This window comes from Lysobacter korlensis (genome assembly GCF_042434515.1).
Genome location: NZ_JBHLTG010000001.1, coordinates 1,643,432 through 1,670,098, shown reverse-complemented (window position 1 = coordinate 1,670,098; position 26,667 = coordinate 1,643,432). Strand labels below are relative to the sequence as shown.

General features: G+C 67.4%; 20 protein-coding genes, 1 tRNA gene and 1 pseudogene. 11 read left to right on the top strand and 11 right to left on the bottom strand.

Features of this window, described 5'->3' with window-relative positions; translation table 11 throughout:
- Positions 1 to 7 precede the first annotated feature (7 nt).
- From ACFFGH_RS07845 to ACFFGH_RS07835, 3 genes are all read left to right on the top strand, one after another.
- Entirely contained in the window at positions 8 to 892 is an 885-nt protein-coding gene (locus ACFFGH_RS07845; RefSeq protein ID WP_386666683.1) for a carbon-nitrogen hydrolase, read from the top strand.
- A gap of 14 nt (positions 893 to 906) precedes the next feature.
- Positions 907 to 1,446, top strand: coding sequence for a GNAT family N-acetyltransferase (locus ACFFGH_RS07840; protein ID WP_386666681.1), 540 nt, complete (start codon positions 907 to 909; stop codon positions 1,444 to 1,446).
- Between the two features lie 176 nt (positions 1,447 to 1,622).
- The gene (locus ACFFGH_RS07835) at positions 1,623 to 2,843 is read left to right on the top strand and encodes a TraB/GumN family protein (RefSeq protein ID WP_386666678.1); all 1,221 of its coding nucleotides are present in this window, start codon (positions 1,623 to 1,625) and stop codon (positions 2,841 to 2,843) included.
- A 48-nt stretch (positions 2,844 to 2,891) separates the two neighbouring features.
- Here ACFFGH_RS07835 and ACFFGH_RS07830 read toward each other — a convergent pair whose 3' ends face one another.
- Genes ACFFGH_RS07830 through ACFFGH_RS07820 form a run of 3 tightly spaced genes read right to left on the bottom strand, consistent with a single transcriptional unit; the run spans position 2,892 to position 10,612 of the window.
- On the bottom strand, positions 2,892 to 5,990 hold the full coding sequence (locus ACFFGH_RS07830; protein ID WP_386666676.1) for an efflux RND transporter permease subunit: 3,099 nt from the start codon (positions 5,988 to 5,990) through the stop codon (positions 2,892 to 2,894).
- Positions 5,987 to 9,478 (bottom strand): efflux RND transporter permease subunit, encoded by a 3,492-nt coding sequence (locus ACFFGH_RS07825; RefSeq protein ID WP_386666673.1) that lies wholly within the window; start codon positions 9,476 to 9,478, stop codon positions 5,987 to 5,989. The genes ACFFGH_RS07830 and ACFFGH_RS07825 overlap by 4 nt, the downstream gene beginning before the upstream one ends.
- Positions 9,479 to 9,493: 15 nt before the next feature.
- Positions 9,494 to 10,612: an efflux RND transporter periplasmic adaptor subunit gene (locus ACFFGH_RS07820; RefSeq protein ID WP_386666671.1), complete on the bottom strand. Its 1,119-nt coding sequence runs from the start codon at positions 10,610 to 10,612 to the stop codon at positions 9,494 to 9,496.
- Positions 10,613 to 10,998: 386 nt separating this feature from the next.
- Between ACFFGH_RS07820 and ACFFGH_RS07815 the strand changes: the two genes are divergently transcribed.
- Entirely contained in the window at positions 10,999 to 11,403 is a 405-nt protein-coding gene (locus ACFFGH_RS07815) for a c-type cytochrome (protein ID WP_386667432.1), read from the top strand.
- 8 nt (positions 11,404 to 11,411) lie between these two features.
- On the top strand, positions 11,412 to 11,879 hold the full coding sequence (locus tag ACFFGH_RS07810) for a c-type cytochrome (RefSeq protein ID WP_386666668.1): 468 nt from the start codon (positions 11,412 to 11,414) through the stop codon (positions 11,877 to 11,879).
- An 81-nt stretch (positions 11,880 to 11,960) separates the two neighbouring features.
- Here ACFFGH_RS07810 and ACFFGH_RS07805 read toward each other — a convergent pair whose 3' ends face one another.
- Positions 11,961 to 13,616 (bottom strand): hypothetical protein, encoded by a 1,656-nt coding sequence (locus tag ACFFGH_RS07805; RefSeq protein WP_386666666.1) that lies wholly within the window; start codon positions 13,614 to 13,616, stop codon positions 11,961 to 11,963.
- A gap of 19 nt (positions 13,617 to 13,635) precedes the next feature.
- Positions 13,636 to 14,232, bottom strand: a complete 597-nt coding sequence (locus ACFFGH_RS07800; protein ID WP_386666663.1) for an NfuA family Fe-S biogenesis protein — start codon at positions 14,230 to 14,232, stop codon at positions 13,636 to 13,638.
- Between the two features lie 105 nt (positions 14,233 to 14,337).
- Here ACFFGH_RS07800 and ACFFGH_RS07795 point away from each other — a divergent pair, with 105 nt between their 5' ends.
- Complete coding sequence (locus ACFFGH_RS07795; RefSeq protein ID WP_386666661.1) at positions 14,338 to 14,682, top strand: 4a-hydroxytetrahydrobiopterin dehydratase; 345 nt, start codon at positions 14,338 to 14,340, stop codon at positions 14,680 to 14,682.
- 4 nt (positions 14,683 to 14,686) lie between these two features.
- Entirely contained in the window at positions 14,687 to 15,118 is a 432-nt protein-coding gene (locus tag ACFFGH_RS07790) for an energy transducer TonB (protein WP_386666659.1), read from the top strand.
- A 3-nt stretch (positions 15,119 to 15,121) separates the two neighbouring features.
- On the opposite strand, the gene ACFFGH_RS07785 is transcribed toward ACFFGH_RS07790, so the two are convergent.
- Both ACFFGH_RS07785 and ACFFGH_RS07780 read right to left on the bottom strand, forming a co-directional pair.
- Entirely contained in the window at positions 15,122 to 16,447 is a 1,326-nt protein-coding gene (locus ACFFGH_RS07785) for an HD-GYP domain-containing protein (RefSeq protein WP_386666656.1), read from the bottom strand.
- 65 nt (positions 16,448 to 16,512) lie between these two features.
- On the bottom strand, positions 16,513 to 17,472 hold the full coding sequence (locus ACFFGH_RS07780) for an RluA family pseudouridine synthase (RefSeq protein ID WP_386666655.1): 960 nt from the start codon (positions 17,470 to 17,472) through the stop codon (positions 16,513 to 16,515).
- Positions 17,473 to 17,888: 416 nt separating this feature from the next.
- On the opposite strand from ACFFGH_RS07780, the gene ACFFGH_RS07775 reads away from it, so the two are divergent.
- Positions 17,889 to 20,984, top strand: a complete 3,096-nt coding sequence (locus tag ACFFGH_RS07775) for a ribonuclease E/G (RefSeq protein ID WP_386666652.1) — start codon at positions 17,889 to 17,891, stop codon at positions 20,982 to 20,984.
- A 78-nt stretch (positions 20,985 to 21,062) separates the two neighbouring features.
- On the opposite strand, the gene ACFFGH_RS07770 is transcribed toward ACFFGH_RS07775, so the two are convergent.
- From ACFFGH_RS07770 to ACFFGH_RS07760, 3 genes are all read right to left on the bottom strand, one after another.
- Entirely contained in the window at positions 21,063 to 21,710 is a 648-nt protein-coding gene (locus ACFFGH_RS07770) for a response regulator (RefSeq protein WP_386666650.1), read from the bottom strand.
- Between the two features lie 100 nt (positions 21,711 to 21,810).
- Positions 21,811 to 21,900, bottom strand: a tRNA-Ser gene (locus ACFFGH_RS07765).
- Positions 21,901 to 21,939: 39 nt separating this feature from the next.
- Entirely contained in the window at positions 21,940 to 22,908 is a 969-nt protein-coding gene (locus tag ACFFGH_RS07760; protein WP_386666647.1) for a LysR family transcriptional regulator, read from the bottom strand.
- A 101-nt stretch (positions 22,909 to 23,009) separates the two neighbouring features.
- Between ACFFGH_RS07760 and ACFFGH_RS07755 the strand changes: the two are divergent.
- A pseudogene (locus ACFFGH_RS07755) lies at positions 23,010 to 23,581 on the top strand (FMN-dependent NADH-azoreductase).
- 51 nt (positions 23,582 to 23,632) lie between these two features.
- On the opposite strand, the gene serS reads toward ACFFGH_RS07755, so the two are convergent.
- Positions 23,633 to 24,913 (bottom strand): serine--tRNA ligase, encoded by a 1,281-nt coding sequence (serS, locus tag ACFFGH_RS07750; protein ID WP_386666645.1) that lies wholly within the window; start codon positions 24,911 to 24,913, stop codon positions 23,633 to 23,635.
- 115 nt (positions 24,914 to 25,028) lie between these two features.
- Here serS and ACFFGH_RS07745 point away from each other — a divergent pair, with 115 nt between their 5' ends.
- Together ACFFGH_RS07745 and ACFFGH_RS07740 are read left to right on the top strand one after the other, a co-directional pair.
- Entirely contained in the window at positions 25,029 to 25,670 is a 642-nt protein-coding gene (locus ACFFGH_RS07745) for an energy transducer TonB (RefSeq protein WP_386666642.1), read from the top strand.
- An 82-nt stretch (positions 25,671 to 25,752) separates the two neighbouring features.
- Positions 25,753 to 26,655: a CHAD domain-containing protein gene (locus tag ACFFGH_RS07740; RefSeq protein ID WP_386666639.1), complete on the top strand. Its 903-nt coding sequence runs from the start codon at positions 25,753 to 25,755 to the stop codon at positions 26,653 to 26,655.
- Positions 26,656 to 26,667 lie beyond the last annotated feature (12 nt).

Below are 26,667 nucleotides of genomic sequence, written 5' to 3'. Positions count from 1 at the left end.
AGAACTGATGAAGAAGATCCTGCCCGTCGCACTCATCCAGGAGCGCAACCAGGGGGACGCCGAGGCGAACCTTGTGATCATCGAAGCACGCGTCGCCGAGGCCGCCGGCCAGGGCGCGCGGCTCGTGCTGCTGCAGGAGCTGCACAACGGCGCGTACTTCTGCCAGCAGCAGTGCGTGACCCAGTTCGAGCTTGCCGAGTCCATCCCGGGCCCCAGCACGCAACGCATGGGCGAGCTCGCGCGCAAGCACGGGGTCGTGATCGTCAGCTCGCTCTTCGAGCGCCGGGGCGCGGGCCTTTATCACAACACCGCGGTGGTGCTGGAAAAGGACGGCTCGATCGCCGGCAAGTACCGAAAGATGCACATCCCGGACGATCCGGGCTTCAACGAGAAGTTCTACTTCACGCCGGGCGACCTGGGCTTCCAGCCGATCGACACCTCGGTCGGTCGTCTTGGCGTGCTCGTGTGCTGGGACCAGTGGTATCCCGAAGGCGCGCGCCTCATGGCGCTGGCGGGCGCGGACCTGCTGCTCTACCCGACCGCGATCGGCTGGGACCCGGAGGATGCCCAGGACGAGAAGGACCGGCAGCGCAACGCATGGATCCTCAGCCACCGCGGCCACGCGGTCGCGAACGGCATTCCAGTGCTGAGCTGCAACCGCGTCGGGCATGAGTCGTCCCCGATCGGGCGCTCCGGCATCGACTTCTGGGGCTCCAGCCACGTACTGGGGCCGCAGGGCGAGGTCCTCGCCGAGGCCGGTACGGAGAATCCGGAAATCCTGATGGCTGAAGTCGACCTTCGCCGGAGCGAGGATGTGCGCCGGATCTGGCCGTTCCTGCGTGACCGCCGCATTGATGCCTACGGCGACCTGCTCCGCCGGTATCGCGACTGACGGCCCGTCAGGCCATGGCATCACCGGGCCTGGCGGTTCGCGACGCGACCACGCTCGACGTTCCCTCGATTACTGCGCTGCACGCCCACGAGGCAGACACGGGCGTGTCCGCGTACGAATGTCTGGCCCCGTCGGAAGCCGAGATGGCGAAGCGATGGCAGGCATCGGTGCAGCAGGGTTTCCCTTACCTCGTCGCCGAGCTCGACGGGCAATTCGCGGGATACGCCTACGCGAGCAGCTATCGGGCGCGCGAGGGCTACCGGTGGACGGTCGAGGACACCGTGTATGTGCTGCCCGCCGCTCGCGGCCGTGGTGTGGGCATCGCACTGCTGCGCAGCCTCATCGACGTGTGCACGCGCCTCGGTTACCGGCAGATGATCGCGGTGATCGGTGACGGCACGAGCACAGGCTCGATCGCGCTACACGAGCGCCTCGGCTTCCTGGCAGCGGGGGTGTTCCCCGGAATGGGCTGGAAGCACGGACGCTGGCTGGACAATGTCCAGATGCTGCTGCCGCTCGGCGCAGGCCGCGGCGCTCCGCCGGACCGCGCCTGACCTCCTCTCGGCGAGAGTCTAAGTCGCGACGTGGGTTTGATCGATCCGCGGCGACTATCTAAGCTCCGGACCTTTCCCCTGCCGCGCCTGCACGCCTTGCGCCGGCCCACTGCGAGATTCTGCATGTCCTTCGTTTCCACGACCGCGCGCCCTGCGGTCGCCTCGGCCGTCTCGCCATGAATGCATCCAACGACCAGGCAACGGCCCTTGGCGACCAGCCGATCGCAGTCGTCGAGCGCGACGGCGTGCGCTACACCCTGCTCGGCACCGCGCATGTCTCGCGCGCCAGTGTCGATGCAGTCGAAGCCGCGATCGGCAGCGGCGATTACGACGCCGTTGCCGTCGAGCTGGATGCGCCGAGACTGCAGGCGCTCACCGACCCCGATGCGCTCGCACGGCTCGACCTCGTCCAGGTGATCCGTACCGGCCGGACTGCGATGTTCGCCGCGAATCTTGCGCTGTCGACCTATCAGCGGCGGCTCGCGGAGCAGCTCGGCATCGAGCCCGGTGCGGAGCTGAAGCGCGCGGCGCTGCTCGGGCGCGAACGCGGGCTGCCGGTTCACCTGATCGACCGCGACGTCGGGCTGACGTTCAAACGCGCCTCGTCGAAGCTCGGCTTCTGGGGCCGCTCCAAGCTAGCCGCCGGAATGCTGGCTTCGCTGTTCGCCGACGAAACAGTTGGTTCGGACGAGATCGAAAAGCTCAAGCAGGGCGACATGCTGGAGGCGAGCTTCGGCGAATTCGCCGATGACAGCCCCCTGCTGTTCGAAACGATCATCGGCGAGCGCGACCGGTACATGGCGGCGAAGCTGCGCGCGATGTCGCACGACCCCGAGCGCCCGTCGCATGTGCTCGCTGTCGTCGGCGCGGGCCACCTGAAGGGGATGGAGCGCTATCTGCGCGAGGACACTGCGCCGCCCGCCGTGGTCTGCGGGCAGCTCGAGTCGCTGCCGCACAAGAGCGACATTCCGTGGTTCACGATCGTGCTCGCGCTGTTTGTTGTGGGCGGCTTTTTCTGGGGGTTCTGGCAGGGCGGTCTGGATGTCGGCTCCGACCTGCTGCTGCAGTGGGTGCTGGCCACCGGCATCCTCGGCGCGCTCGGCTGTGCGATCGCGGGCGGACACCCGCTCAGTATCGCGGTCGCGTTTCTCGCCTCCCCCATCACTCCACTACACCCGGCGCTCGCATCGGGCACGCTCAGCGCTCTGACCGAAGCGTGGGTTCGCAAGCCGACCTATGCCGACTTCATGGCGTTGCGCGACGACGTGCAGAGCGTGCGCGGCTGGTGGCGCAACCGCGTTGCGCGCGTGCTGCTGAACTTCTTCCTCACCAGCCTGGGCACCGCGATCGGCGTGTGGACCGGCGGCCTGCGCATGCTGGGCAAGCTGGTCGGCTGACCAAGCGGCCCGCACCGTGGATGACACGGTGCGGCTTTACAGCACCAGTCAGGGCGCCGCCGACGCGGCCACCGACGCACCGAGCGTCGGCACCGAGCGTCCTCGCGCCCGCGCGATCGTGCGCGAGGTCGAGGTCCGCAGGTCGTCCAGGATCGCGTAGATCGTCGGCAGGAACAGCAGGCTGACGATCGTCGAGAACGCCAGTCCCCCGGCGATTGCGCGCGCCATCGGGAAGTACGAGATCTCGTCGCCGCTGCCACCGGTGGACATCGCGATCGGAATCATCGCGAGGATTGCCGTGCCCATCGTCATCAGGATCGGCCGCAGGCGTTCGCGGCTGCCTTCAACCAGCGCGTCGGTACGCGACATGCCCCGGCGTCGCAGGTTGTTGATGTGCTCGATCATCACGATGCCGTTGTTCACCACCACGCCCATCAGCACCAGGATGCCGATGAACGCCATGATGTTGAACTCGGTCCCAGTCAGCCAGAACAGCCAGAACACTCCGAACACCGAGAACACCACACCCGACATGATCGCGGAGGGGAACAGCAGCGACTCGAACACCGCCGCCATCACCACGTAGATCATCACCAGCGCGATCAGCAGGTTGAAGATCATCTGCTGGACCATCGCGCTTTCGTCGAAGAACTGGATCGTGTCGAACGTGAAGCTGTAGCCGGGCGGGAACGCGATCGATTCGAGCGCCTGCTCCACCGCCTTGCGGGCGTCGGGCAGCGTTGTTTCGCCCATCGGCGCGGCTTCGATCGTGAGCGTGGTCTGGCGGTTGGTCCGCTCGATCTGTGTCGACGCCGGGCGGATCGACACATCGACCATCGACAGCAGCGGCACGCTGCGGCCATCCGGCGCGCGCACGTTGAACGTGGACAGGTCGCGCGCGTCGAACTGCTCCGCACCGTCGAAGCGCACCCAGACCGGCACTTCAGTGTCGCCGCGGCGGAAATCCTTCAGCTTCGCGCCACGCAGCGCGAGGCCGACGAACGAAGCGACCTCCTCCGAGCTGAAACTAAACGCGGCGGCGCGCTCGCGATCGACCCGCACCTGGAGCTCACTGTTGCGGTCGCCCGTGTCGATGCGCACGTCGCGCAGCTCCTTGCGCGCGGCGAGGATCGGCACGATGTCGCGGCCCAGCTCGTGAAGCGTCTGGGTGGAGTCACCGACCAGCTGGAGCTGGACCGTCTTCGGAGCACCGCCGCCACCGCCGCCCTGCTGCTGACCGACCACGAGCTTCGCCCGCGCGGACTTCGGCAATGCTTCGCTGATCGCGTCCGCAAGTGACTTCGTCGTGCCGTCGAACTCGGGGTCGAACGTGACGCGCGTGCCGGCCCAGCCTTCCTCGCTGAAATACGAATAGATCTGCGTGATGTGGAAGCGTTCGCGGTTCGCATCGAGGAACGCCTCGACCCGGGCCACCTCGTCGGAGACCTGGTCCAGCGTGTAACTGCCGTTCCACTGGTAGCGCACTTCGGTCTCGTTGCCCTCGTCGCCGCCGAACATGTTGTATTTCGTCATCGCGATCGGAGCGATGCTCACGGCGACGATCAGAGCGATACCGAGCACGCTCTTTCCGCGATGCGCGAGGGTCCAGCGCAGCAGGCTCGAGTACCGCTCCTGCAGGTTGTGAATGAACCCAGCCTGCCGGTTGACGGCCGGCGGCGTCTTCATGCGTGCCGACAACATTGGAATCAGGCTCACCGCAACCAGCCAGGACGCCAGCAGCGACACGGAAATCGTGATGGCAATCTGCGACAGGTAGATCGCCAGCACGTTGCGCTCGCCGAACAGGTTCGGCACGAACACGATGCAGTGGCAGAGGGTGCCTGCCGACAGCGCAATCGCGACATGACGCGTGCCGAGAATCGAAGCAAGGCGGGGATTACCGGGGTTGCGCTCGCGCTCCTGGTAGATGCTTTCGACCACCACGACCGCGTTGTCGACCAGCATGCCGACTGCGAGCAGCAGCCCCATCATCGACAGGATGTTGAGCGTGATGCCTGCGAAGTACATGAAGCCCAGCGTCATCACGAAGCAGATCGGGATCGCGAGCGTGACCATCAGCGTCGACGGCCAGTGACGCAGGAAGAAGAACAGCACCGCGATCGAAAGCAGCAGGCCGATCGCGCCGGCTTCGGCAAGCTCGGCCAGCGAACTCGTAACGCTTTCGCCCTGGTTCTCGATCACCTTGATCTGGATGCCGCGGGTTGCCGGCTCCGCCCGGATGCGCTCGACCTCTTCCAGCGTCAGCCTCGCGACCTCGACGAGATTCGCGCTGCGCTCCTTGAAGATATCCAAGCCGACCGCCGGTCGCCCGTCAAGGCGCCGGCCCATGTCCATGCGCGCCGGCTTGAGCCGCACCACGGCGATATCGCCCAGCCGCACGCCGTTGGCGATCACGAGGTCGCGCAGCTCGTCCAGATCGGTGAGCTCGCCGACCGGCTGCACGCGCAACCGCTGCCCGCCATCGGTGATCTGCCCCGCGGAAATCGAGAAGTTCAGGCTCTGCAGGCGGCGCGTCAGGTCATTGAGGCTGATGTCGTGTGCGACCAGCCGGTCGGGCAGCACGGCGATCTCGACCTCGTTCGGCGTCGCGCCCGAAACGCGCACCTGGGCGATGCCGGGCACGCGTTCGAGGCGGCGCTTGAGCTCGCGATCGATCAGCTCGTACGAATTTGCGAGGTTGATCGATTCGCTGGCCAGCCGGATCGCAAGCACCGGCTCATCATCGGTGCTGAAATTGCCAATGAAGACCCGCTGCAGCTCCTCGGGAAGCTCGTCGCGGATCGCGTCGATCCGCTCGCGAGCTTCCGATGCTGCGATCTGTACGTCGCGCTCCCAGTCGCTGAACAACACCATCACCGTGGCGCCGTCGGCCCGGGCGGTGCCCTGCATGCTCTTGACGCCGGACAGCGTGGCGAGCGCCTCCTCGGTCGGGCGCAGCACGGTGCGTTCGACTTCCTCGGGTGTCGAGCCCGCGTACGGCATCTGCACGAACACGACCGGGAACGACACGGACGGCATCGCTTCGAGCGGCAGCCGGAACGCCGCGATCAAGCCGATCACGACCAGCGTCACGAAGAACATGACCGTCGTGACCGGTCGCTTGATGCTGAGCTCGGCAACGCTCATCCGGCGGCTCCCGCGTCGGCGTGGATCGCGGCAGCGGTCTCGGCCGACTGGTTGCGCGCAAGGCGGCCGCGCTCGCGGTAGTACTCGTCCGCGCGGCGGTCAAGCAGGTCGTATACGACCGGAATCACGACCAGCGTGAGCAGCGTCGACACCAGCAGGCCGCCGATCACGGTAACCGCCATCGGCGAACGCACCTCGGCGCCTTCACCGAACGCGAGCGCGAGCGGCAGGAAGCCGAACAGCGTGCACAGCGTGGTCATGATGATCGGCCGCAGTCGTGAGCGCGCGCCTTCGACCAGCGCCTCGCGCTTGGCCACGCCTTCCTCGCGTAGCTGGTTGACCTTGTCGATCAGGATGATCGCGTTCTTGGTCACCAGGCCGACAAGCAGGATCAGGCCGATGAACACGACGACCGAGATTGGCGAGCCCGTGAGCAGCAGCGCAAGCACCGCGCCGACCAGCGCCAGTGGAATCGTGAACAGGATGACGAACGGGTGCAGCAGCGACTCGAACTGCGACGCCATCACCAGATAGACCAGAAACACCGCCAGCGCGAACGCGAACAGCAGCGAACTCACCGATTCGGCCAGCTCTTCGCCCTGGCCGCCGATGTGCATGCCGACGCCGGCGCCTAGCGGATTTGCTTCGACCATGTCGCGCACTTCTTCCACCGCAGTGCCGAGGTCGATGTCGCGCAGGTTTGCGGAGACGATCGCCACGCGCACCTGGTCGGCGCGGTGGATCTCGCTCGGGCCGGTGGTTGAAATCACGTCGGCCACCGCGTCGAGCGTGACCGGCCGTGCGCTGCCGGGGTTCACGATCAGGCGGCGGATGCTCTCGACCGACTCGCGGTCGCTCTCCTGCGCACGCACCAGCACATCGATCTTACGGTCGCGGAAGCTGTAGCGCGTGGCAACGTCGCCGCGGACCTTCTTGACCACGATGTCGGCGATCTGCCGCGTCGTCAGGCCGAGCGCGGCGGCACGCTCCTGGTCGAACCGGATCTGGATTTCCGGGAACCCCTCCTCGACCGTCGACTTCACGTCGACGTAGTGCGGGTTCGCGCGCAGCAGCTGCGCCATGCGCTGACCGGCGAGGCGGATGCTTTCGAGGTCCTGCCCGCGCAGTTCGATTTCGAGCGGCGTCGAGAAACTGAAAAGCTCCGGGCGGCTGAAGTCGACCTGGGCGTTCGGATGCGCCTGCATCGTCTCGCGCAGGCGGTCGGTTTCGGCTGCCTCCAGTTCCTTGCTACCGCCGTCGGCCATCACGATCGAGAGCTTGCCGATGTTCTCACCGCTCTCGGTCGGGTTCGCATCGAGCCGCGTGCCGCTGCCGCTGACGCCGAAGATCGCGCGGATGCCCTCGTCCTCCGAATGCTTTTCCTGGATGCGGCGGACCAGCGCGTCCGTATCGCGAAGCGGCGTACCCGGCGGCAGCTTCACCGTCATCTCGAAGCGGTCCTGCGCGAGCTGCGGGATCAGGTCGGCGCCGAGCATCGGCAGGGCGGCCAGCGCCCCCACGAAGGCGAGGCCTGCCGCACCGAGCACCAGCCCGGGGCGCTGTAGCGCACCCGGCAGCAGTTTCAGATACCCCCGCTCCGCGCGGCCATACGGCGCCATCGCGACGTCGCTGGCCTTGCGCATGACCGGCGCGATCACGGCGCTGACTGCCCGCCATGCGCGCACGACGGACCAGGCGGCCGCGAAGAACGCGAAACGCACCGCCGCCTTGAAGCCGCGCCCGCTCATCGCCAGCGGCTTCTGCCAGCGCGAAGCCGGCTCCCAACGCGGATGCGAAGGCTCCTGCGGGAACTGCTCGCCCGCGCGGCCCTTGAGCGCGCTCAGCATTGGAATCAGCGTCATCGACACGGCGAGCGAGATCGCAATCGCGATCGCCACCGTCAATGCCTGGTCCCGGAACAGCTGGCCCGCGATGCCCTCCACGAAGATCAGCGGCAGGAACACCGCGATGGTCGTCAGCGTGGACGCGACGACCGCCATGCTGACCTCACGCGTGCCTGCGATCGCGGCTTCGAGCACCCCGAGCCCCCGTTCGCGCGCCTTGGCAATGCTTTCGAGCACGACGATCGAGTCGTCCACGACGAGGCCGGTCGCCAGGGCGAGACCGCCGAGCGACATCACGTTGAGGCTCAGCCCCAGCTGGCCCATGAAGAAGAAGGTGGTGATGATCGAGACCGGCAGCGACAGCGCGATCACGAACGTGCTCCAGCCGTCGCGCAGGAACAGGAAGATCACCAGCACCGCGAGCAGGCCGCCGATCACCGCATCGAACTTGACGTCGTTGATCGCGTTGCGGATGAACTGGGATTGGTCGTCGATGACGGTCAGCTCGATGTCGGCCGGCATCTGCTTGCGGATCTGCTCGAGCCGCGCCTGCACCGCGTCCGCGGTCGACACCGTGTTCGCATCGCCCTCCTTGTAGATGGCCAGCTCCACCGCTTCGCGCCCGGCGAGACGAATGATCGCCTCGCGTTCCTTGAAGCCCTGGCGTACCTCGGCAATGTCCTTGAGCCGGATCGGCATGCCGCCGGCCGCAGCCGACTGGCTGCCTGACGATGCACTCTGTACCGAGGCGGCCGCGGCCATCGCGCTTGCATCGCCAGTCGCGGCTGCCACGCGCGCCATCTGCTCGGCGGCACTCTGCGCGGCGCCGCCTCCACCCGACTGTGTGGTGACCAGCATCTCGCGCATTTCGTCGACGGTCGCGAACTGGTTGACCGTGCGCACGAGGTACCGCTGCGAGCCTTCTTCGAGACGCCCGCCGGAGATATTGATGTTTTCCTGCTTGAGCCGATTGATCACCGTCTCGATTGGCAGGCCCAGCTGCGCGAGCTTCTGCTGGTCGATATCGACGTGGATCTCGTCTTCGAGACCGCCACCGACCTTCACCGCTGCCACACCGTCGACGGGCTCGAGCTTCTTCTTGAGGTCCTCGTCCGCGAAGCGGCGCAACTCCGTAAGGCGCCGCTGCGCATCTGCGCCGCTGCCCTCGCCCTTCGTCGACAGCGCGAGACGCATGATTGCCTCGGTCGACGGGTTGAAGCGCAGCAATACCGGCGCCTTCGCCTCGAGCGGCAGCTGCAGCACCTCCATCTTGTCGCGTACTTCGAGGCTGGCCTGGTCCATGTCGGTGCCCCAGGCGAACTCCAGCACCACGTCGCTCTGGCCGGTACGCGATACCGACCGGAGCTTGCGCAGGTTCTTGACCACGCCGACCGCTTCTTCAACTGGTTCGGAGATCAGCGTTTCGATTTCGGTTGGTGCGGCGCCGGTGTACTCGGTGCGAACGGTCAGCGTTGGATAGCTGAGATCGGGCAGCAGGTTGACCTTCAGATCGCTCAGCGCGATCAGGCCGAACAGCAGGAAGGTGATGGTCACCATCGCCACCGTGACGCGGCGACGGGTGGAAAATTCCACCAGTCCGCCACCAGTCGGCGGCGAACGGGGTGCGTCCGGGGAATGGCTCACGCGCGGTCTCCGCGATTACTGCTTGGATGTCGCAGGCTTCGCCGCGGCCTGCGCGGTGTTGCCCTGCCCGATCAGCTGCACCTTGGTGCCGTCGCGCAGCGCCGCCTTGCCAGCCACCACGACCTGTTCGCCTGCTCGTAGGCCGGAACGCACCTCGGCCCACGCGCCGTCGCTGTAGCCGAGCTGCACCGGCACCCGCACGGCCTTGCCGTCGCGCACCACGTAGACGGCGGGGTCGCCTTCGTCCTCGAGCAGCGCCACGCGCGGCACGACGAGCGCGTTGGCGCGGTTGTCGTAATCAATACGGATGCGGCCGAACATGCCCGGCTGCAGCAGGCCACCGCCATCGAACGCGGCAACGACGCGGAACGTGCCGCTGCCGGAGTCGACGACCGGCGCGACGCGGTCGATTTCACCCTGGAACGTCTGCGCCGGCAGCGCATCAACCGTGAGCGCCACGGGCAGACCGGCCTTCAGCGTTGCGAGTTCGCGCTCGGGCACGTTCAGCACGGCCTCGAGCTTCGAGGTGTCGACGATGCGGAAAATCGGGGTGTTGATCTGCACGAAGTTGCCGGGCTTGATCGAGCGCGACGCGACTACGCCCGAAATCGGCGCCTTGACGTTCGCATAGGACAGTTCGAGGTTCGCAAGACGGTTGGCAGCGCGCGCGTTCTCGAGATCGAACTTGATCTGGTCGTGGTCGCTCGCGCTCACGAGCTGTTCGGCGGCAAGCTGCTGCGCACGCGCGAAGCTGTTTTCCAGCTTGCGCATCTGCGCCGAGGTCTGCGCGGCCTGCAGGGTCGCCCGGGCCGCGTCGAGGCGCACCAGCGTCTGACCGGCCCGCACGAACTGGCCTTCCTCGACCAGCACGTCCAGCGCCACGCCCGACGTCTTGGCGACCACCTGCGATTCTCCGCGCGCTTCCAGTGGCGCGGTGCCCGTGTAACTGGCGGCGATCGCGCGGTGCGAGGCCGGCGCGACTTCGACCGGAATCGCTTCGGCAGCCTTTTCCTCGGCAGATTTCGCCTGCGCTTCGCCCTCCCCTCCCTTGCAGCCCGAAATAACGATCAGGCAGGAAAGCGCGACGGCCGACAGCATCGGACCACGGCGGCGAATGAGGGAAGACGGACGCATCTTGGTGGCCCCGATTGGAGGTGATTAAGGTTGTATACCGGTGTTGTATCTAGGTATATCACCCATGTGAACGCCGACCATCTCCCGAAGGTCATGGTGACCTGCGCCAGATGTCGATCCGGCAACGCTCGACCCGCTCGACAACAGCGCGCGACAGGGCCCGCTGCGGCAAGATGCAGGCGAATTCGACAGGTCGCGTCTGACTGACATGGAGCACGGGGTCGCGCGACATCCGGGACGACGACGCCGGCTGCAGTGCACACTGACGGGCAATCACCGTGCTGCCCTGTACCGCAAGCGCAGGCTATACTTGCCTGCTTGTGCCGACACGGTCGGCTCCCAGCATTGCCATTGCCAGACTTTTCGAGATTGCGGACAACGACATGATGCGACCGCTGACGATCGCCGCCTGCCTTGCCCTCGCCTCGGCCGCCTTCGCGACCGCCGCGCAGGATGCCCAGACGCCGGCCACTCCTGCTGCTGCGCCGGCCCGGGCCGCTCCCGCCGCTGCGCCCGCCGCCGCATCTCCTGGGTCCGTACCCGGCAATGCCAAGCGTGGCCTCGAGCTCACCTATACCTGCCACGGCTGTCACGGCGTGGTTGGCTATCGCAATGCGTACCCTAACTACCGGGTGCCGATGATCGTCGGTCAGTCGAAGCTGTACCTGATCAACGCCCTCACCGACTACAAGAACGGTGCGCGCAAGCACCCGACGATGCAGGCGCAGGCCCTGAGCTTCTCGCAGCAGGACATCGCCGACATCGCTGCCTACCTGTCGAACGAGAAGTGAGCACGACCATGACGAACCGCTCCATCCTCGCCATCGCCCTGCTCACCCTGCTCGCCACCGGCTGCAACAACCAGGAAGCCGAGGCCGAAGGCCACACCGAGACGCACAACCGCGTTGCGGGCATGAGTGAATCGTCCGCCGGACTGCCCAAGGGCAGCATCGAGGCCGGCGAGAAGCTCGCCAACCTCAAGCGCGAAGGGACCGGCCAGTCCTGCGTCGACTGCCATGGCGCGGAAGGCAACGCCCCGATCGACGGCTCGTACCCGAAGCTTGGCGGACAGCACTCGGACTACCTGGCGCACGCACTGCAGAGCTACCGCATCGGCCGCCGCGACAACGCGCTGATGAAGGGCCAGGCCGAAACGCTGACCGACCGGCAGATTGCCGATCTGTCCGCGTACTTCGGCTCGCGCGAGAGCGACCTGGGGATGCTCGTCAATACCGACGGCAACTTCACGAACGTCGACTCCGAGTAAGCCGTCGCCAGCTACACAAGAAAAGGCCCGCGATTGCGGGCCTTTTCTGTTCCAGGAACTGCGGCGTAGCTGCAACCGAACTCAGCCGGCCGGTTTTACACTGCCGTTGTCTTCCTGCAGATGCGGCTTGAAAGGGATATCCGGCGGCGGCCGCGCGGTTGCCGGCTGTTCGTTGAGGTTCGGATCGCTGATCCCGCAGCCGCCACCAAGTGCGAGCAGCGACACGTCGCAAACGAGGCTCTTGGTCGACCCCGGGATCGGGATCAGCACCCGCTTGATGCTCTTGCGCACCCACTCCTGCAGCAGCGTTTCGTGCGGCCGCCAGTAGCGATCGAACGTGCTCGCTTCGAAATCGGTGGGCTTGCGCTTGAGCCAGGTTCCGGCGCGGTCGAGGCTCGCGATTTCCTGAGTGACGGTACCCGGCGGCTGACCAGGCGATGCCGACCCGGGCGCTTCGACAACACGCACCGACCCGTCGCTGTCGAACAGACCGGGCCCTTGCCCGGCCTGAGCGCCCGGAAGGTTGCGGGCGGAGTCACCCCAGTCGTCGGACCTGCGCGGCGACGGCCAAGCACCGGGCGCTGGCGCGGCGTTCGGACCGGCACCGGGCGACGCCGCGGTTGGCGTCCGCTGCGCCGGGCTTGCAGCGTCGATCGCTGCAGGCGCGCTGGCGGCGACTGCAGGGCGCGCATCCGCGGGCCGGCCTGGTGCGGCGGACGCCACGGCAGCCGCGGGCTTCGGCGCGGCGACGGATCGCTCGCGCACCGCTGCCCGGACTTCAGGCAGGCGCGGCACGGCCAGCGCTGGTGTCGGCACCTCCCGCACGGGCGGTGGCTGCAGCGGCGTCGGCACCTCGCGAACAGTGACCTCGGGCATTCGTGCCTCGACGGGCCGGGGCGCGACATTAACCTGCGGAAGCGAACGCTGGATCGGCTGCACCGGCTCGGGCACCTCCACTGCCTGCAACTCACGCACCGGCGCCTGTAGCTCGGGCGTCGCGAGCTGCACCTCGGCCACGCGTGGCCGTGGGGGCGGCAGCACGAATGCATCGGGCTCGCTGGTTGGCGTCGGCTCGCTCACGGCGACCGGCTGCTCGACCGCAACCGACGGGGTGACCGGCTCGGGAACATCCCGTTGCGGCACGTCCGGCAGCGTCGCCTCGAGTCCCCGTGGCGACACGTCAGGGGGCTGGACCGCGATCGCGGGCGGCACGACGGCTGCGGGCTCGACGGCCGCCGCCGGCTCCGCTGCAGCGCCTGGGTCCGGGGTGGGTGAAGGCTCGCCACCACCCGTTTCCTCGGGCGCTCCCACACCTATGTATTCGACTTGCACGACGGTCTCGCCCTGCGACGGCGCCGGAACAAGGAATTGCGCGTACATCAGCCACAGCAGCGTGGCGCCGACGAGCACGTGCCACAGCAGGCTCGACGTCGCGGCGAACATGCGAACCCGACGATCTTCCACATCGGCCGGCTGCCATTGCTGGCGCCACAGCGAAGCGAAGGCCTGCCACCGGTTCACCGCCGCCGCGCGCGGCGGCGGTGCAGCCGGAGCGCGCGCCGCAAGATGTTCGACGATGTCATCAGCGGGCGCGCCGGTGACCTGCCCCGGCCTGAGCTCCATTGCGGCAAACCACTGACTCCAGCCACTCGGAAACTCGCCCGGAGGCGGTAGTCGATGTGCCTGCAGCTGCGCGCGCCGCTGCAGGATCTGGATGAAATCGGCGGCCGAGCGCATCGACAACGCCGCGGCGTGCTCAGGCCACCGAATCGCGGCGCATGTAAGGCGCGGCGCCGGTGTCGTGGTCCGTCGCGTCACGCACTGCGGTCACGCCTGGCACCTTTTCGAGAAGCGTCTTCTCGATGCCCTGCTTGAGCGTAACGTCGGCCATGCCACATCCGTGGCAGCCGCCGCCGAAGCGCAACACGACGACACCCTCGGCGGTCACTTCCTGCACGGATACATGCCCGCGATGCTGAGCCAGTTGCGGATTGACCTCGTGTTCGACGACCCACTGCACGCGTTCGACCAGCGAGGCGGACGCTGAGGGCGTTTCGCCCTTGATCTTCGGCGCACGGATCTGCAACTGGCCGCCGGTGGCGCGGGTTTCGAAATCGATTTCGGCGCCGTCGAGGTAACGCACGCTCGCCGCGTCGAGCCAGAGCGTGAAGCCTTCGCAGTCGATCGCCCACTCGTCGCCGACCAGGTCGGCGGGCTCGGCAAACTCAAGGCGCACGTCGGCCTTGGACGTTCCGGCGTTCACTGCTGAAAGCCTGACGCCCAGGCCGGGCAGCGCTTCGCGTTCGATCAGGCGACGGAAGTGCGCCTGCGCGGATTCGGAAATATTGATCATCCGGCTATTCTAGCGGCGACGCCATCGCACGACCGCGCCTGCATCCTGATCGGCCGGCCTCGATGCGGATGGTTCAGTCGATCCCCCGCCTGCAAAGGATTCGCCATGAACGACCTCATTCCCCTTGCCGATGCCCACTGCATCGCCCGGCGCGGCAGCGAGCACCGCCTGAGTGAAGCGCGGATCCGCGAGCTGTTGCCCGACGTGGCCGGCTGGGAACTCGCCGAACAGGGGCGTGCGCTGGTCAAGACGTTCACGTTCCCCGACTACTATCGGACGATGGCATTCGTTAACGCTCTGGCCTATATGGCTCACCGCGAAGACCACCATCCTGATCTCGGCGTGCACTACAACCGCTGCGTCGTGCGCTATTCGACGCATGACGTGGACGGGCTGAGCGAGAACGATTTCATCTGCGCCGCGAAAGCCGAGCGCCTGGTCGGAGAGTAAGCCCATGAGCGCGAAGCCCGCCGGAGCCTTCTGGACCGGAGCGTCAGTCGCCCTGCTCGTCCTTGCGGGTTGCGGCGAAGCTCCGCCACCGCGTGCGCCGATTCCCCGCACACAGCCGCTGGCGCGTGTCACGCCACCGCCGGCGTATCCCGAATCCCTGGCCTGCGATAGCGTCGGCGGAAAGACGATTCTGCTGATTGACGTCGGCGTCGAGGGCAAACCGACCAGCATTCGCGTCCAGAGCGGCAGCGGGCAGGAAGCGCTCGACGCGGCGGCGGTCGAGGCCGTTCGTGGGTGGCAGTTCACGCCAGCGACGTTGGGCGGCCGCCCGGTTTCGACGCCAATCCAGGTGCCGATCACGTTTACGCCACCGACTGTCAGGCCCGACCGCTGTTTCGTGCTCGACGAGAAGCGCGCCCGCGGCGAACAGGGCTGACGCCTAACCCCGCGCGACGGCTTCGAGTGCCGCGAAACAGTCGGGGTCGATCGCGGTTCCGACGTGCGCCCGCATGATCGCGAGCGCTTCGTCGATCGGCGTCGCCTTGCGATATGGGCGCTCAGCAGTGATCGCGTCGAAGATGTCGGCCGTCGTGATGATCCGCGTCTCGAGCGCGATTTCGGCGCCGCGCAGCCCGCGCGGGTAGCCGGTGCCGTCGAGCTTTTCGTGATGCGCCGCGGAGACGCGAGCGAGCTCGGCGAAATGGGAGATGCGCCCGAGGATCTGCTCGGTGAACGCTGCGTGCTGCTGCACTGCAACCCACTCATCGGCATCGAGCTTGCCCGGCTTGTCGAGCACGGTATTGCTGACGCCGAGCTTGCCGACGTCGTGCAGCACCGCGGCGCGGCGCAGCCACCGCCGTCGCTCATCCGCCAGACCAAGGCGCTGCGCCAGCACGTCGGTGTAGTGGCCGACCCGTTCGCTGTGGCCGGCGGTGTACGGGCTCTTCGCATCCACCACGGCGCCAAACGCCTCGGCAATCGCGTCAAGGTAGTCGTCGTCCAGCGGCACGCTGTGCCCTGCGGGCTCGAGCGCGAGGATCGCCTGCTCGGCGCGCCCTTCGGCGAGCACGCGCCAGAACTCCTGATTGCGCGCGACCGCCTCGAACGCGGCGACCACCGCCGGGTCGAACCAGCGCCCCGACCTCGCCCGCACTTCCGCGACCGCGGCGTCCGGACCACCCGAGAACTGGAACACGTCCACGACCTGGGCGAGCAGCGCAATCCGCGCCGCGAGTGGAATTGCCTCGCCGCGAAGGCCGTCGGGGCGGCCGCTGCCGTCATGGTGCTCGTCGAGCGCGTGGATGCCCTGCGCGACGTCTTCGGGGAACCGCAGTCGCCGCGCGATGTCCGCGCCGCGGCTGCAGCGCGTCTGGATAAGCTCCTGGGCGATCGCATCGCCGTTGCGCATGATGTGGGCAAGCGCCGACAGGCGCTGGCGCCACCCCGCGTGGGCGCCCGTGCGCGTCGCAACGAACGCGAGCACGTCGGACGACCGGGTGCCGACGAGCTTGAAGTCGTGCTTGAACGCACGATCGTCCGCCAGGTACAGCTCGCAGATGCGCGCGGCGTTGCTGCTGCAGCCCAGATCCTTCAGCAGCAGCGTGTAGTAGAGGGACCACAGCGCCCGGTCATCCAGCCCGAGCTGGCGGCCGACGTGCATGCCGATCCAGCAGCAGCGCACGCAGTGCCCCTCCGGCTGTCCCTCGGTGAGGTCCAGCGCGTGGCTCAGTGAGCCGATGAGTTCAGCGAGCTTGAGCTCGGCCATGCCTGATTGACGTGCGCCATGGGAGGGATGCAGCCCAGATCGGCCGGCGACGCCATAACTTGAGCTCAGGCGAGCCGGTCGAGTGCGTCCACGAGCTCCGGCGCCAGCGGCGCATTGAGCAGGTAAGGCGCCTGCCCGCCGTTCAGCGCGAACTCCAGCGTCGAGGCATGCAGGAACATCCGCTTGAGCCCGGCCTGTTCCCGCAGGCGCCGGTTCGCTTCCGGGTCGCCGTACTTGTCGTCCCCGGCGACCGGATGGCCGATGTGCTGCGCGTGCACGCGAATCTGGTGGGTGCGCCCGGTTTCGATACGGATCTCGCAGTACGACTGCCCACCGCGCCGCTCGAGCGCGCGGAAATGACTCACGGATGCCTTGCCGCCGGGGTTGACCTGGACGTGTCGCTCGCCGCCCTGCCTCAGGCCGATGTGCAAAGGCGCATCGACGGTCATCACGCCATCGGGCATCCGACCCGTCAACAACGCGAGGTAGCGCTTCGCGATCCCACCGTCCTCGCGCATCAGCGCCTGCAGCTCGGTCAGCGCCGAACGCTTCTTGGCGACTACTAGCAGCCCCGACGTGTCCCGGTCGAGCCGGTGTACGAGCTCGAGCGTCTGGTTGGGACGCAGCGCCCGCAGCGTCTCGATAGCACCGAAGCTGATCCCGCTGCCGCCGTGGCTGGCTACGCCCGACGGCTTGTTGAGTGCCAGCAGACGGGCGTCCTCAAAGACGATTGCGGCGTCCAGCGCCGCCATGAAGCCGGCTGGCGGAGCCGTCTTCGCGCCCTCCTCCGCCAGCCGGACCGGCGGAATCCGCACCTCATCGCCCCCCGCGAGCTTGCGTTCGGCCTTGGCGCGACCGCCGTTGACGCGCACCTGGCCGGAGCGAACCAGCTTGTAGACGAGCGAGCGCGGCGCCCCCTTCAGCTGGCCCAGCAGGAAGTTGTCGAGCCGTTGGCCATCGCGGTCGTCGGGCACGCGCACGGTGCGCGCGCCGCCACCGGAACCGGGGGGAGCTGAATGGGTCATTACCTGGGGTTTCTGTTACACTCGCGACGCGAGATAAGGTTTTGATTTCGCAGGAAGTTGTCGGCCGAAAGCCATTCCTGCGATTCCGGTCCGCGCCTGACCACTGCCCGCGGGGCAGCCATGTTAGCAGCGACGGCCTGGCGGAACCGGTTCTGGCCCGGCGGGTCAAACCACCGAGATGAACACGCCCCGCGCGGCGCTCCAGCTTTCGCTGTGGCTGCCGCCGGCCCGTAAACACGGATCACAATGAACAAGCGCTCCCGCGGCATGCCGTGGTGTTGAAGCGCTGGTAGTGGAGGTTCCGACGGCGCACGCGATGCGGCGAACTCGCCCCGTGTCGCGTCGATGGACCCTTTAGTTTCCAGAAGCGAAACGCCCCGGCGTTCCGCGCGGTAGAGCGCGCGAGGAACGCAACAATGAAGCGCATGCTGATCAATGCGACGCAGGCCGAAGAGCTACGCGTCGCGATCGTCGATGGGCAGAACCTGTACGACATCGACATCGAACAGCCGTCGAAGGAACAGAAGAAGTCCAACATCTACAAGGGCCGCATTACCCGCCTCGAACCCTCGCTCGAAGCGGCGTTCGTCGAATACGGTGGCGAGCGGCACGGCTTCCTTCCGCTCAAGGAAATCTCCCGCGATTACTTCCAGCCCGGCGTCGACCCTAACAAGGCCGGCCTGAAGGAGCTGCTGCGAGAAGGCCAGGAAGTCGTCGTCCAGGTCGACAAGGAAGAGCGCGGTAACAAGGGCGCGGCGCTGACGACGTTCATCTCGCTCGCCGGCCGCTACATGGTGCTGATGCCGAACTCGCCGACCGCCGGCGGTGTTTCGCGCCGCATCGAAGGTGATGACCGCGCCGAGCTCAAGAAGGCGATGGACAGCCTCAACATCCCGCCGGAGATGGGCGTGATCATCCGCACCGCCGGCGTCGGCCGCGACGCGGAAGAACTCCAGTGGGACCTGGACTACCTCGTCAGCGTGTGGCGTGCGATCGCCGAAGCCGCGCTCGACAAGGAGCGCAAGGTACCGTTCCTCGTCTACCAGGAATCGCGCCTGATCATCCGCGCACTGCGCGATTACATGCGCCCGGACATCGGCGAGATCCTCGTCGATACGCCCGAGATGTATGAAGAGGCGAAGGAATTCGTTGAGCAGGTAATGCCGCACAACCTGCGCAAGCTCAAGCACTACACCGACGACACCCCGCTGTTCAATCGCTTCCAGATCGAGTCGCAGATCGAGAACGCCTACGAGCGCACGGTCCGTCTGCCGTCCGGCGGCGCATTGGTCATCGACCAGACCGAAGCGCTGACCGCGGTCGATGTGAACTCGGCGCGCGCCACCAAGGGCGGCGACATCGAGGAAACCGCGTTCAACACGAACCTGGAAGCGGCTGAAGAAGTCGCTCGCCAGATGCGCCTGCGCGACCTCGGCGGTCTGGTCGTGATCGACTTCATCGACATGAACTCGAGCAAGCACCAGCGCGAGGTCGAGAACCGTCTGCAGAACGCGCTGAAGTCCGACCGGGCACGCGTGCAGCTCGGTCGCATCTCGCGCTTCGGTCTGCTCGAAATGAGCCGCCAGCGCCTACGCCCGAGCCTCGGCGAGTCGAGCCAGCTGGTCTGCCCGCGTTGCGACGGCCACGGCCGCATGCGCTCGGTCGAGTCGCTTTCGCTATCGATCCTGCGGCTGGCCGAAGAGCATGCGATGAAGGACAACACCGGTCAGGTGCTGGTCCAGGCACCGGTCGAGATCGCGAACTACCTCTTGAACGAAAAGCGCCGTGCGCTGAGTGAGATCGAGAAGCGCCATGACGCGCCGATCGTGATCGTCGGTGACGAGCAGCTGCACACACCGCACTTCGAAGTCACGCGCATCCGCGAAAACGAGCTCGGCGAAGAAACCAGTAAGCCGAGCTACCAGCGCGGGACGCCGCGCAAGCTGCCGACGCATGCGCTGACCAAGGCGAACCTCAACGTTCCGCCGCCGCCTGCCGTCACGAACGTCAAGCCGACCCAGCCGGCGCCACTGCGCGAGCCACGTGAGGTCATGCCGGTCGCCGCAGCGCCCGCGCCGGCTCCGGTCGCAACGCCGACGCATTCGGTGGGTCTGGTCGAGCGGATCCTGCGCTACTTCCGCGGCAGTCAGCCGGCGGCACCCGCGGCTGCGCCCTCGACCGCCCGCGACGGGCGCGACCGTGGCGACCGGAACGGGCGCGACCGTGGCGACCGGAACGGGCAGCAGCGCCGTGACGGGCGCCCGGCCAAGCAGGGCCGTCGCGACGAAGCGCACCGTGACGCACCCGCCAAGCCCAGCACGAATGGCCAGCAGGTTCGTCAGCAATCGCAGCCAGCGGCGAAGCCGGCGAACGGCAAGCAGGGCGGCCCGCAGCAGCCGCGTGCGCCGAAACCCGCGGCGGAAGAGCGCCAGACGCAGCCACAACAGCAGCAGGCACAGCAGCCGAAGCCCCCGCGCGAGCCGAGGCAATCGGCGTCGAAGCCCGAGGCACAGAAGACTGAGCCGCAGAAGACTGAAGCGCCTCGCAGCGACCTCGCCCCGCAGCCCAGCACCAAGCCGGCCGTCGAAGCTGCGGAGGTCATGAAGCCTTCCGCCGTTGACACGGCACCTGCTCCCGTCGTTGACGCAAGCGAGGCAGCTGCCGCAGCCGCGACGCTTGGGGACGAGGCGACGCGCGCCGCGACGACCGAAGCGGGAGCCAGCCAGGACGCGTCGGCCGAGTCCGGTGAAGCCGGTGGACGGCGACGCCGTGGCCGCCGTGGTGGTCGCCGCCGTCGTCGCGGCAATGGTGAGGGTGCGATGGCCGATGGTGCTGCGGTCGAGGACGCCGACAACGACGACCTGCTCGCAGGCGAACACGACGAAGCCGACAACGACAGCGATGCAGTCGCGGCTCACGGGCACCAGTCGCAGCCGGAGTTCGATTTCGAGGAACTGCCGTCGATCAAGGCCCGCCCGGCCGCGCCTGCTCAACCTGCCGCCGTGGCAGCAGAGTCGGCCGCCGCGGCGCACGCCGCAGCGGAACCGGTTCGTCCAGAGGCGACCGCCGAAGCTCCGGCGTCTAGCGACGCACTACCGATGTCGCCCGCCGAAGTGGCTGCGGATGCGGTCGGTGAAGCAGGCCAGGCCGCGGGCGAATCCTCGACTGTCGAGAGCAGTGCGAGCGCCGCCATGGCCTCCGCGCCGCAGCCGGCAGTGGAGGAGACTGCTCCTTCGACAGCCGGCAATGCGTCAGCGGTCGAAACGACGCCGGTGGCGAGCCCCGCGCCAGTGGCGGCTACCGACACAGACGTTGCCGCAGCGGTTGATCCCTCCTTTGTAGACGCCGCCACGCTGGACGCGGCCAACGACGGGATGGCAGCGGCAGAAGTCGCAGGCCCCGAGGGCACGCCAGCTCCGACAGGTGCCCTGACGGCCGCGCCCGTGGACGCCGGATCAACCCCCTCGCCGGTCGAAGCGGCAACTGAAGGTCAGGACGCCTTGAGGCGCTGACCGATAGGTTGATACGAAAAGGCCGCGAGCGATCGCGGCCTTTTTGTTGGAATTGCTGACCGGAGCGGCGACCTCGACCTAGAGCGCGCAGGCGGGATCCGCTAGGCCGTACTGCCGCACCATACGTGCGAGCGCGATTGTGTCGACAATGCCGAGCTTCTCGAACAGACGGCTCTTGTGCGTATTGACGGTCTTGGCGCTGAGGCTCAGGCGACGCGCGATTTCCTCCTGGCGCCGGCCCTGCACGAGCAGCAGGGCAATTTCCAGCTCCCGCGGTGACAGCTCATCGAAAGGCGATGTCTCGCCGCCGATCCCGGCCAGCGCGAGATGCTGCGCGATGCCGCTGGCGAGGTAGCGCTTACCGCGGGCGACGTCCCGCACCGCACGCACGAGTTCGGCCGGGTCACCGCCCTTGCCGACATAGCCCGATGCTCCGGCTTCAAGCAACCGCCGTGGCAGCGGCCCGTCCTCGAGCACAGATACGGCGATGACGCGCGTCCCTGCCTGTCCGCGCACGATTCGCTCCGTGACCTCGAGCCCGCTCACCCCTGGCAAGTGCAGGTCGCACAGCACGATGTCGGGCTGCAGGCGTCGTATGGCGGGCAGCGCGGCCTCGCCACTGTCGGCCTCCCCGACCACTTCGATATCGACCTCGGCGGAAAGAATCATCCGCATACCGGCGCGCACGAGCGCGTGGTCGTCCACGATGAATACGCGGATCGTCATCGTCCACCTTCCCTGGTGAGTTTCCCCGACCGCAGGCTACGCCCCGGCTAGCACGGCCGCAATCAGCGGGCGGCCAAGTCAGGCGAGAAATCTTCGGGGGTGGCGGAGAGAGTGGGATTCGAACCCACGGTGGTATCGCTACCACGGCGGTTTTCAAGACCGCTGCCTTAAACCACTCGGCCATCTCTCCGAAGCGGCGGGCATTCTCGCATGCCGTCGGGGCTGGCAGCTATGCGCGCGCCAGCTCCAGTTCGGTGCACGGGCGCCCGTGGATCTCCGAGCAGCTCAGCCGGGCGTCTTCGACCAGCGCTGGCGCCTTCTCAGCTAGGAAGTCGATGAATACGCGCACCGCCGGCAGCAGCCCGCGACGCGAAGCGAACACGGCGTGGAAAATGCCCTGCGGCAGACGCCACTGCGGCAGCACAACCACCAGCTCGCCCTTCCGCACCGCCTCGGCGCAGACGGTTTCAGGCAGCAGCGTGATGCCAATGCCCTGCTCGGCGAGCGACATCAGCATCGGGAAATCGAAGCCCATCACGCGGGGCGTGAGGTCGATTCTGCGTACTTCGCCGTCGGGACCATGAAGCTCCCAACGCTGGCGGGCGTCTTCCTCGCTGATGCTGAGCGTTACGTGCGAGGTCAAGTCCTCGGGCGACTGCGGATGACCCGCGCGTTTCAGGTATGCGGGGCTCGCGACCAGCAACTGCTGGACCTGGCCGAAGCTTCGCATCACCAGGCTGCCGTCATCATCGAGCTTCGTGCGTACCCGCAGTGCGACGTCCACGCCTTCATTGATGATGTCGACGCGGCGATTGCTCACAGTCAACTGCACGCGGACCTGCGGATACAGCGCCAGGAACTCGGGAAGCAGCCGCGCCATCTGCTGCTGGGCAATGCTGACAGGCACGCTGACGCGCACCACCCCACGAGGTTCGGCACTCAGGCGGTCCACGACTTCCCGCGCCGCCTGGGCCTCGGCAAGCATGGACTGCGCGTGGCGGTAGACGCTGTTGCCGACTTCGGTGACCGCGAACCTGCGCGTCGAACGCTGCAGCAGCCGCACCCCGAGGTCGGTCTCGAGCTGGCTGATCCGGCGGCTCAGGCGTGATTTCGGGATCCCAAGGGCGCGCTCGGCGGCCGCGAACCCGGAATGGTCGACAACCACCGCGAAGTAATAGAGGTCATTCAGGTCATACATCACTGTTTCCACACCGCAACGATCCGTGGCATTTCAGCAGGTTTATCTCACCTGTGCAACGCCCTACGTTGGTTTCATCTTCGAACCCCGATGGAACCTTCATGAAGCTCCTGCACATCGACTCCAGCGTACTGGGCCAGAACTCCGTCTCCCGCCTGCTGACAGCGCACGTTGTCGACCAGCTGCGCGCGGCCTATCCCAAAGCGTCGGTCGAGTACCGCGACCTCGACCGGGCCCCGATTCCGCAGCTGTCGTCTGTGTCGATGGCGGACCCCGAAGCCGCAGCGTCAGCCGAGCACGTGCTTAGGCAGTTCCTTGAGGCCGATGTGATTGTGCTTGGGGCGCCGATGTACAACTTCGGCGTTCCTTCGACCCTCAAGGCATGGATCGACCGGATCGCGGTCGCCGGGCGCACCTTCCGCTACACCGCAGACGGTCCGCAGGGCCTGGTTGGCGGAAAGCGCGTCATCGTGGCCAGCGCGAGCGGTGGAACCCACGCCGGCGCCCCGACCGATTTCGTCGAGCCTTACCTGTCGCAGGCATTCAGCTTTCTGGGCGTCCAGGACGTCGAGTTCGTCCGTGCCGAAGGGGTGGCGTTCTCACCCGGCACCGCGACGATGCAATCGCCGCCGCGATCGAAGCGGCCCGCGGCGTACTGCGCATCGCGGCCTGACGCGGATCCAGCGTCCGACGGTCCTGAACCGGCCGCCGGACCGGCCACGCGTCAGCTCAGCGTTTCGATTCCGCCCATGTACGGCTTCAGCACGTCGGGCACGCTGATCGAGCCGTCGGCGTTCTGGTAGTTCTCCATCACCGCGATCAGCGCGCGGCCGACCGCGACGCCCGAGCCGTTGAGCGTGTGCACGAGTTCTGGCTTGCCGGTTTCCGGATTGCGCCAGCGGGCCTGCATCCGGCGCGCCTGGAATGCTTCGCAGTTCGAGCACGAAGAAATCTCGCGGTAGGTCTGCTGGGACGGCAACCAGACTTCCAGATCGAACGTCTTCGCGGCGGCGAACCCCATGTCGCCGGTGCACAGCAGCATGCGGCGGTACGGCAGGCCCAGGCGCTCGAGCACGACCTCGGCGCAGCGCGTCATGCGTTCGTGCTCGTCGTCGCTGTGCTCGGGTGCGGCGATCGTCACCAGCTCGACCTTCTCGAACTGGTGCTGGCGGATCATGCCGCGCGTGTCGCGCCCATGCGCACCGGCTTCGGCGCGGAAGCACATCGAATGCGCGGTCATCCGCAGCGGCAACGCACCCGCTTCGACGATGGTGTCGCGAACCGTGTTCGTCAGAGGCACTTCAGATGTCGGAATCAGATAGCGGCGCGTTTCGCCGACCTCCGTCGTGAAAAGATCGTCCTCGAACTTCGGCAGCTGTCCGGTGCCGCGCATGCTGTCGGCATTGACGATCAGCGGGACGTTCGTTTCCAGATATCCGTGTTCGCCGCTGTGCAGGTCGAGCATGAACTGCGCCAGTGCGCGATGCAGCCGCGCCAGTCCACCACGCAGCACAGTAAAGCGCGCCCCCGACAGCTTGGCGGCCGTGTCACCGTCAAGCCAGCCGTTGCGTGCACCGAGCTCGACGTGGTCGCGCACTTCGAAATCGAACTCGCGCGGCGTGCCCCAGCGGTGCTGCTCGACGTTGTCGCTCTCGTCCTGACCCAGCGGCACCGATTCATGCGGCAGGTTCGGGATGCCGAGCACGATCGATTCGATTTCATTGCGGATGGAATCGAGGCGGGCCTCGCTCGCCTTCAGCTCGTCGCCGAAGCCCGCGACTTCCGCGAGCAACGCCGAGACGTCCTCACCTTTCGCCTTCGCCTGACCGATCGCCTTGCTGCGTGTATTGCGCAGGTTCTGCAGCTCCTGCGTGCGCACCTGGATCTGCTTGCGTTCGGACTCCAGCGATTCGAGTGCGGCGGCATCGAGCGAATACCCGCGGGTGGCCTGCAGGCGCTCGGCGATTTCGGCGGGGTTCTGGCGCAGCACGGAAGGATCGAGCATGGGTCGGGCCGACGTGGGGAGCGGGCGATTATCGCAGCCTCGTGCGTTCCGGGGCGGTTTTCGACGCGTATACAACGGACGCGGCAGGATGCAGGCGCATATGAAGGAGCCCGACATGCAATCCCGAACCGGCGATGCGCCTCCCCCACCCGCTTCTCGCGAGCCCGCCGCGAGGCGCCTACGCCGCCCGCTGCTCTGGGCCGCAGCAGCGTTCGCGCTCGGCATCGTGCTGTTTCTCGTGATGCTCATGCGCAAGGACGACGACGATTTCTTCCGCGCCGGACAAAGCGCGCCGGAGGCGGAAACGCCGGAGTACGCGCCGCTGCCGACGCCGCTTCCCGGAGGCAGCGACAGCGTCGGCCTGTCGCGCCCGCCCGCCGATGCGCCGCTGGAGGGCGACGGTTCGCGCCTGGTCGAAACCGCCCCGCCCCCTCCGCCAGCCGTGCCCCGCCCGGCTGCACCCAGGGCGACGGCGCGCAGCGTTGTCGAACCGGAGCGCATTCCGGAGCAGTCACCAGCGCCCCGGTATCCGGTACGCGCGTTGCGCCGTGGCGAACAGGGCGTGGTGAATGTGCGTGCGGAGATCGGGCCCGATGGCGTGCCGACCTCCGTCAGCCTCGTCGGCGGCAGTGGCTCGCGCGACCTGGACCGCGCTGCGCTGGACGCCGTGCGCCGTTGGCGTTTCCGCCCCGCACACGAGAACGGCCGCCCGACGGTGGGGACAATCGTCGTGCCGATCGAGTTCACGCGCGAATGAAGGCGCTTGCTCCGCGGCAGCGTTGCGAGGCGCTGGGCGCCGATGCGCGCGTCCCACGGTCAGGCCGCGCGGGGCACCCGTGATGAGCTTTCGGCTGCTCGAGTCCGAGGGCCTCGAGGAGGGCCTTCGCCGCATCGCCGCCGAGCAGCTGGCCGCGGCGATCCAATCTGGTGCGGGCCACGACGCCGCCACGAAAACACCCCACGCGCTCCGGAAGCGATGCAAGCGCATGCGCGGGCTACTGAGGCTGGTGCGCGGCTCGTTCGGCGCCTACCACGAGGAACAGCGGGCGCTGCGCGACGCCGCGCGGCTCGTAGCACCCATGCGCGACGCGGATGCATGTATCGAAGCGCTCGATCGCCTCGTTGCGCTGGATGAGGCGCGCGGCAGCCCCACCGACATCAAGGAGATTCGCGCGTGGCTGGACAGCAGCCGAGCCGCGGCAGGCGGGCCTGCGGAGCAGCAGCGCGCGGTGGCCCAAGTTGTCGGTGCGCTGCAACAGCAGCTGGAGCGGGTGCCGGACTGGACGTTGCAATCGGACCGGTTCGATGCGATCGCGCCCGGGCTACTACGTACGTTCCGCACGGGCCGGGACGCACTCAAGCGGGCTCGCGCGCGCCCCACCCCCGGCCGCCTTCATGAGCTCCGCAAGCATGTGAAATACCACCGGTTTCAGCTCGAACTGCTACGCGGTGCATGGCCAGGCCCGCTCGCGGCCTGGGCGCGTGAGGCGCGCTGCCTCGGCGACATCCTGGGCGAGCACCACGACTACGCGATGCTCGCGAGCGCCCTGCGCGACCACGCGCCCGGGGCGAGCATCACGCTGGCTTCCGCCCAGCTGATGCCGATCATGGAAGCGCGGTCGCGGGAGCTGGAGCGCGACGCCATACGCCTTGCAAGCAGGCTCTACTGCGAGAAACCGGCCGCATTTGAGCGCCGGATGCGCAACTATTGGCAGACGTGGCGCCCGTCGGGCATCAGCTGAGAAGGACACACA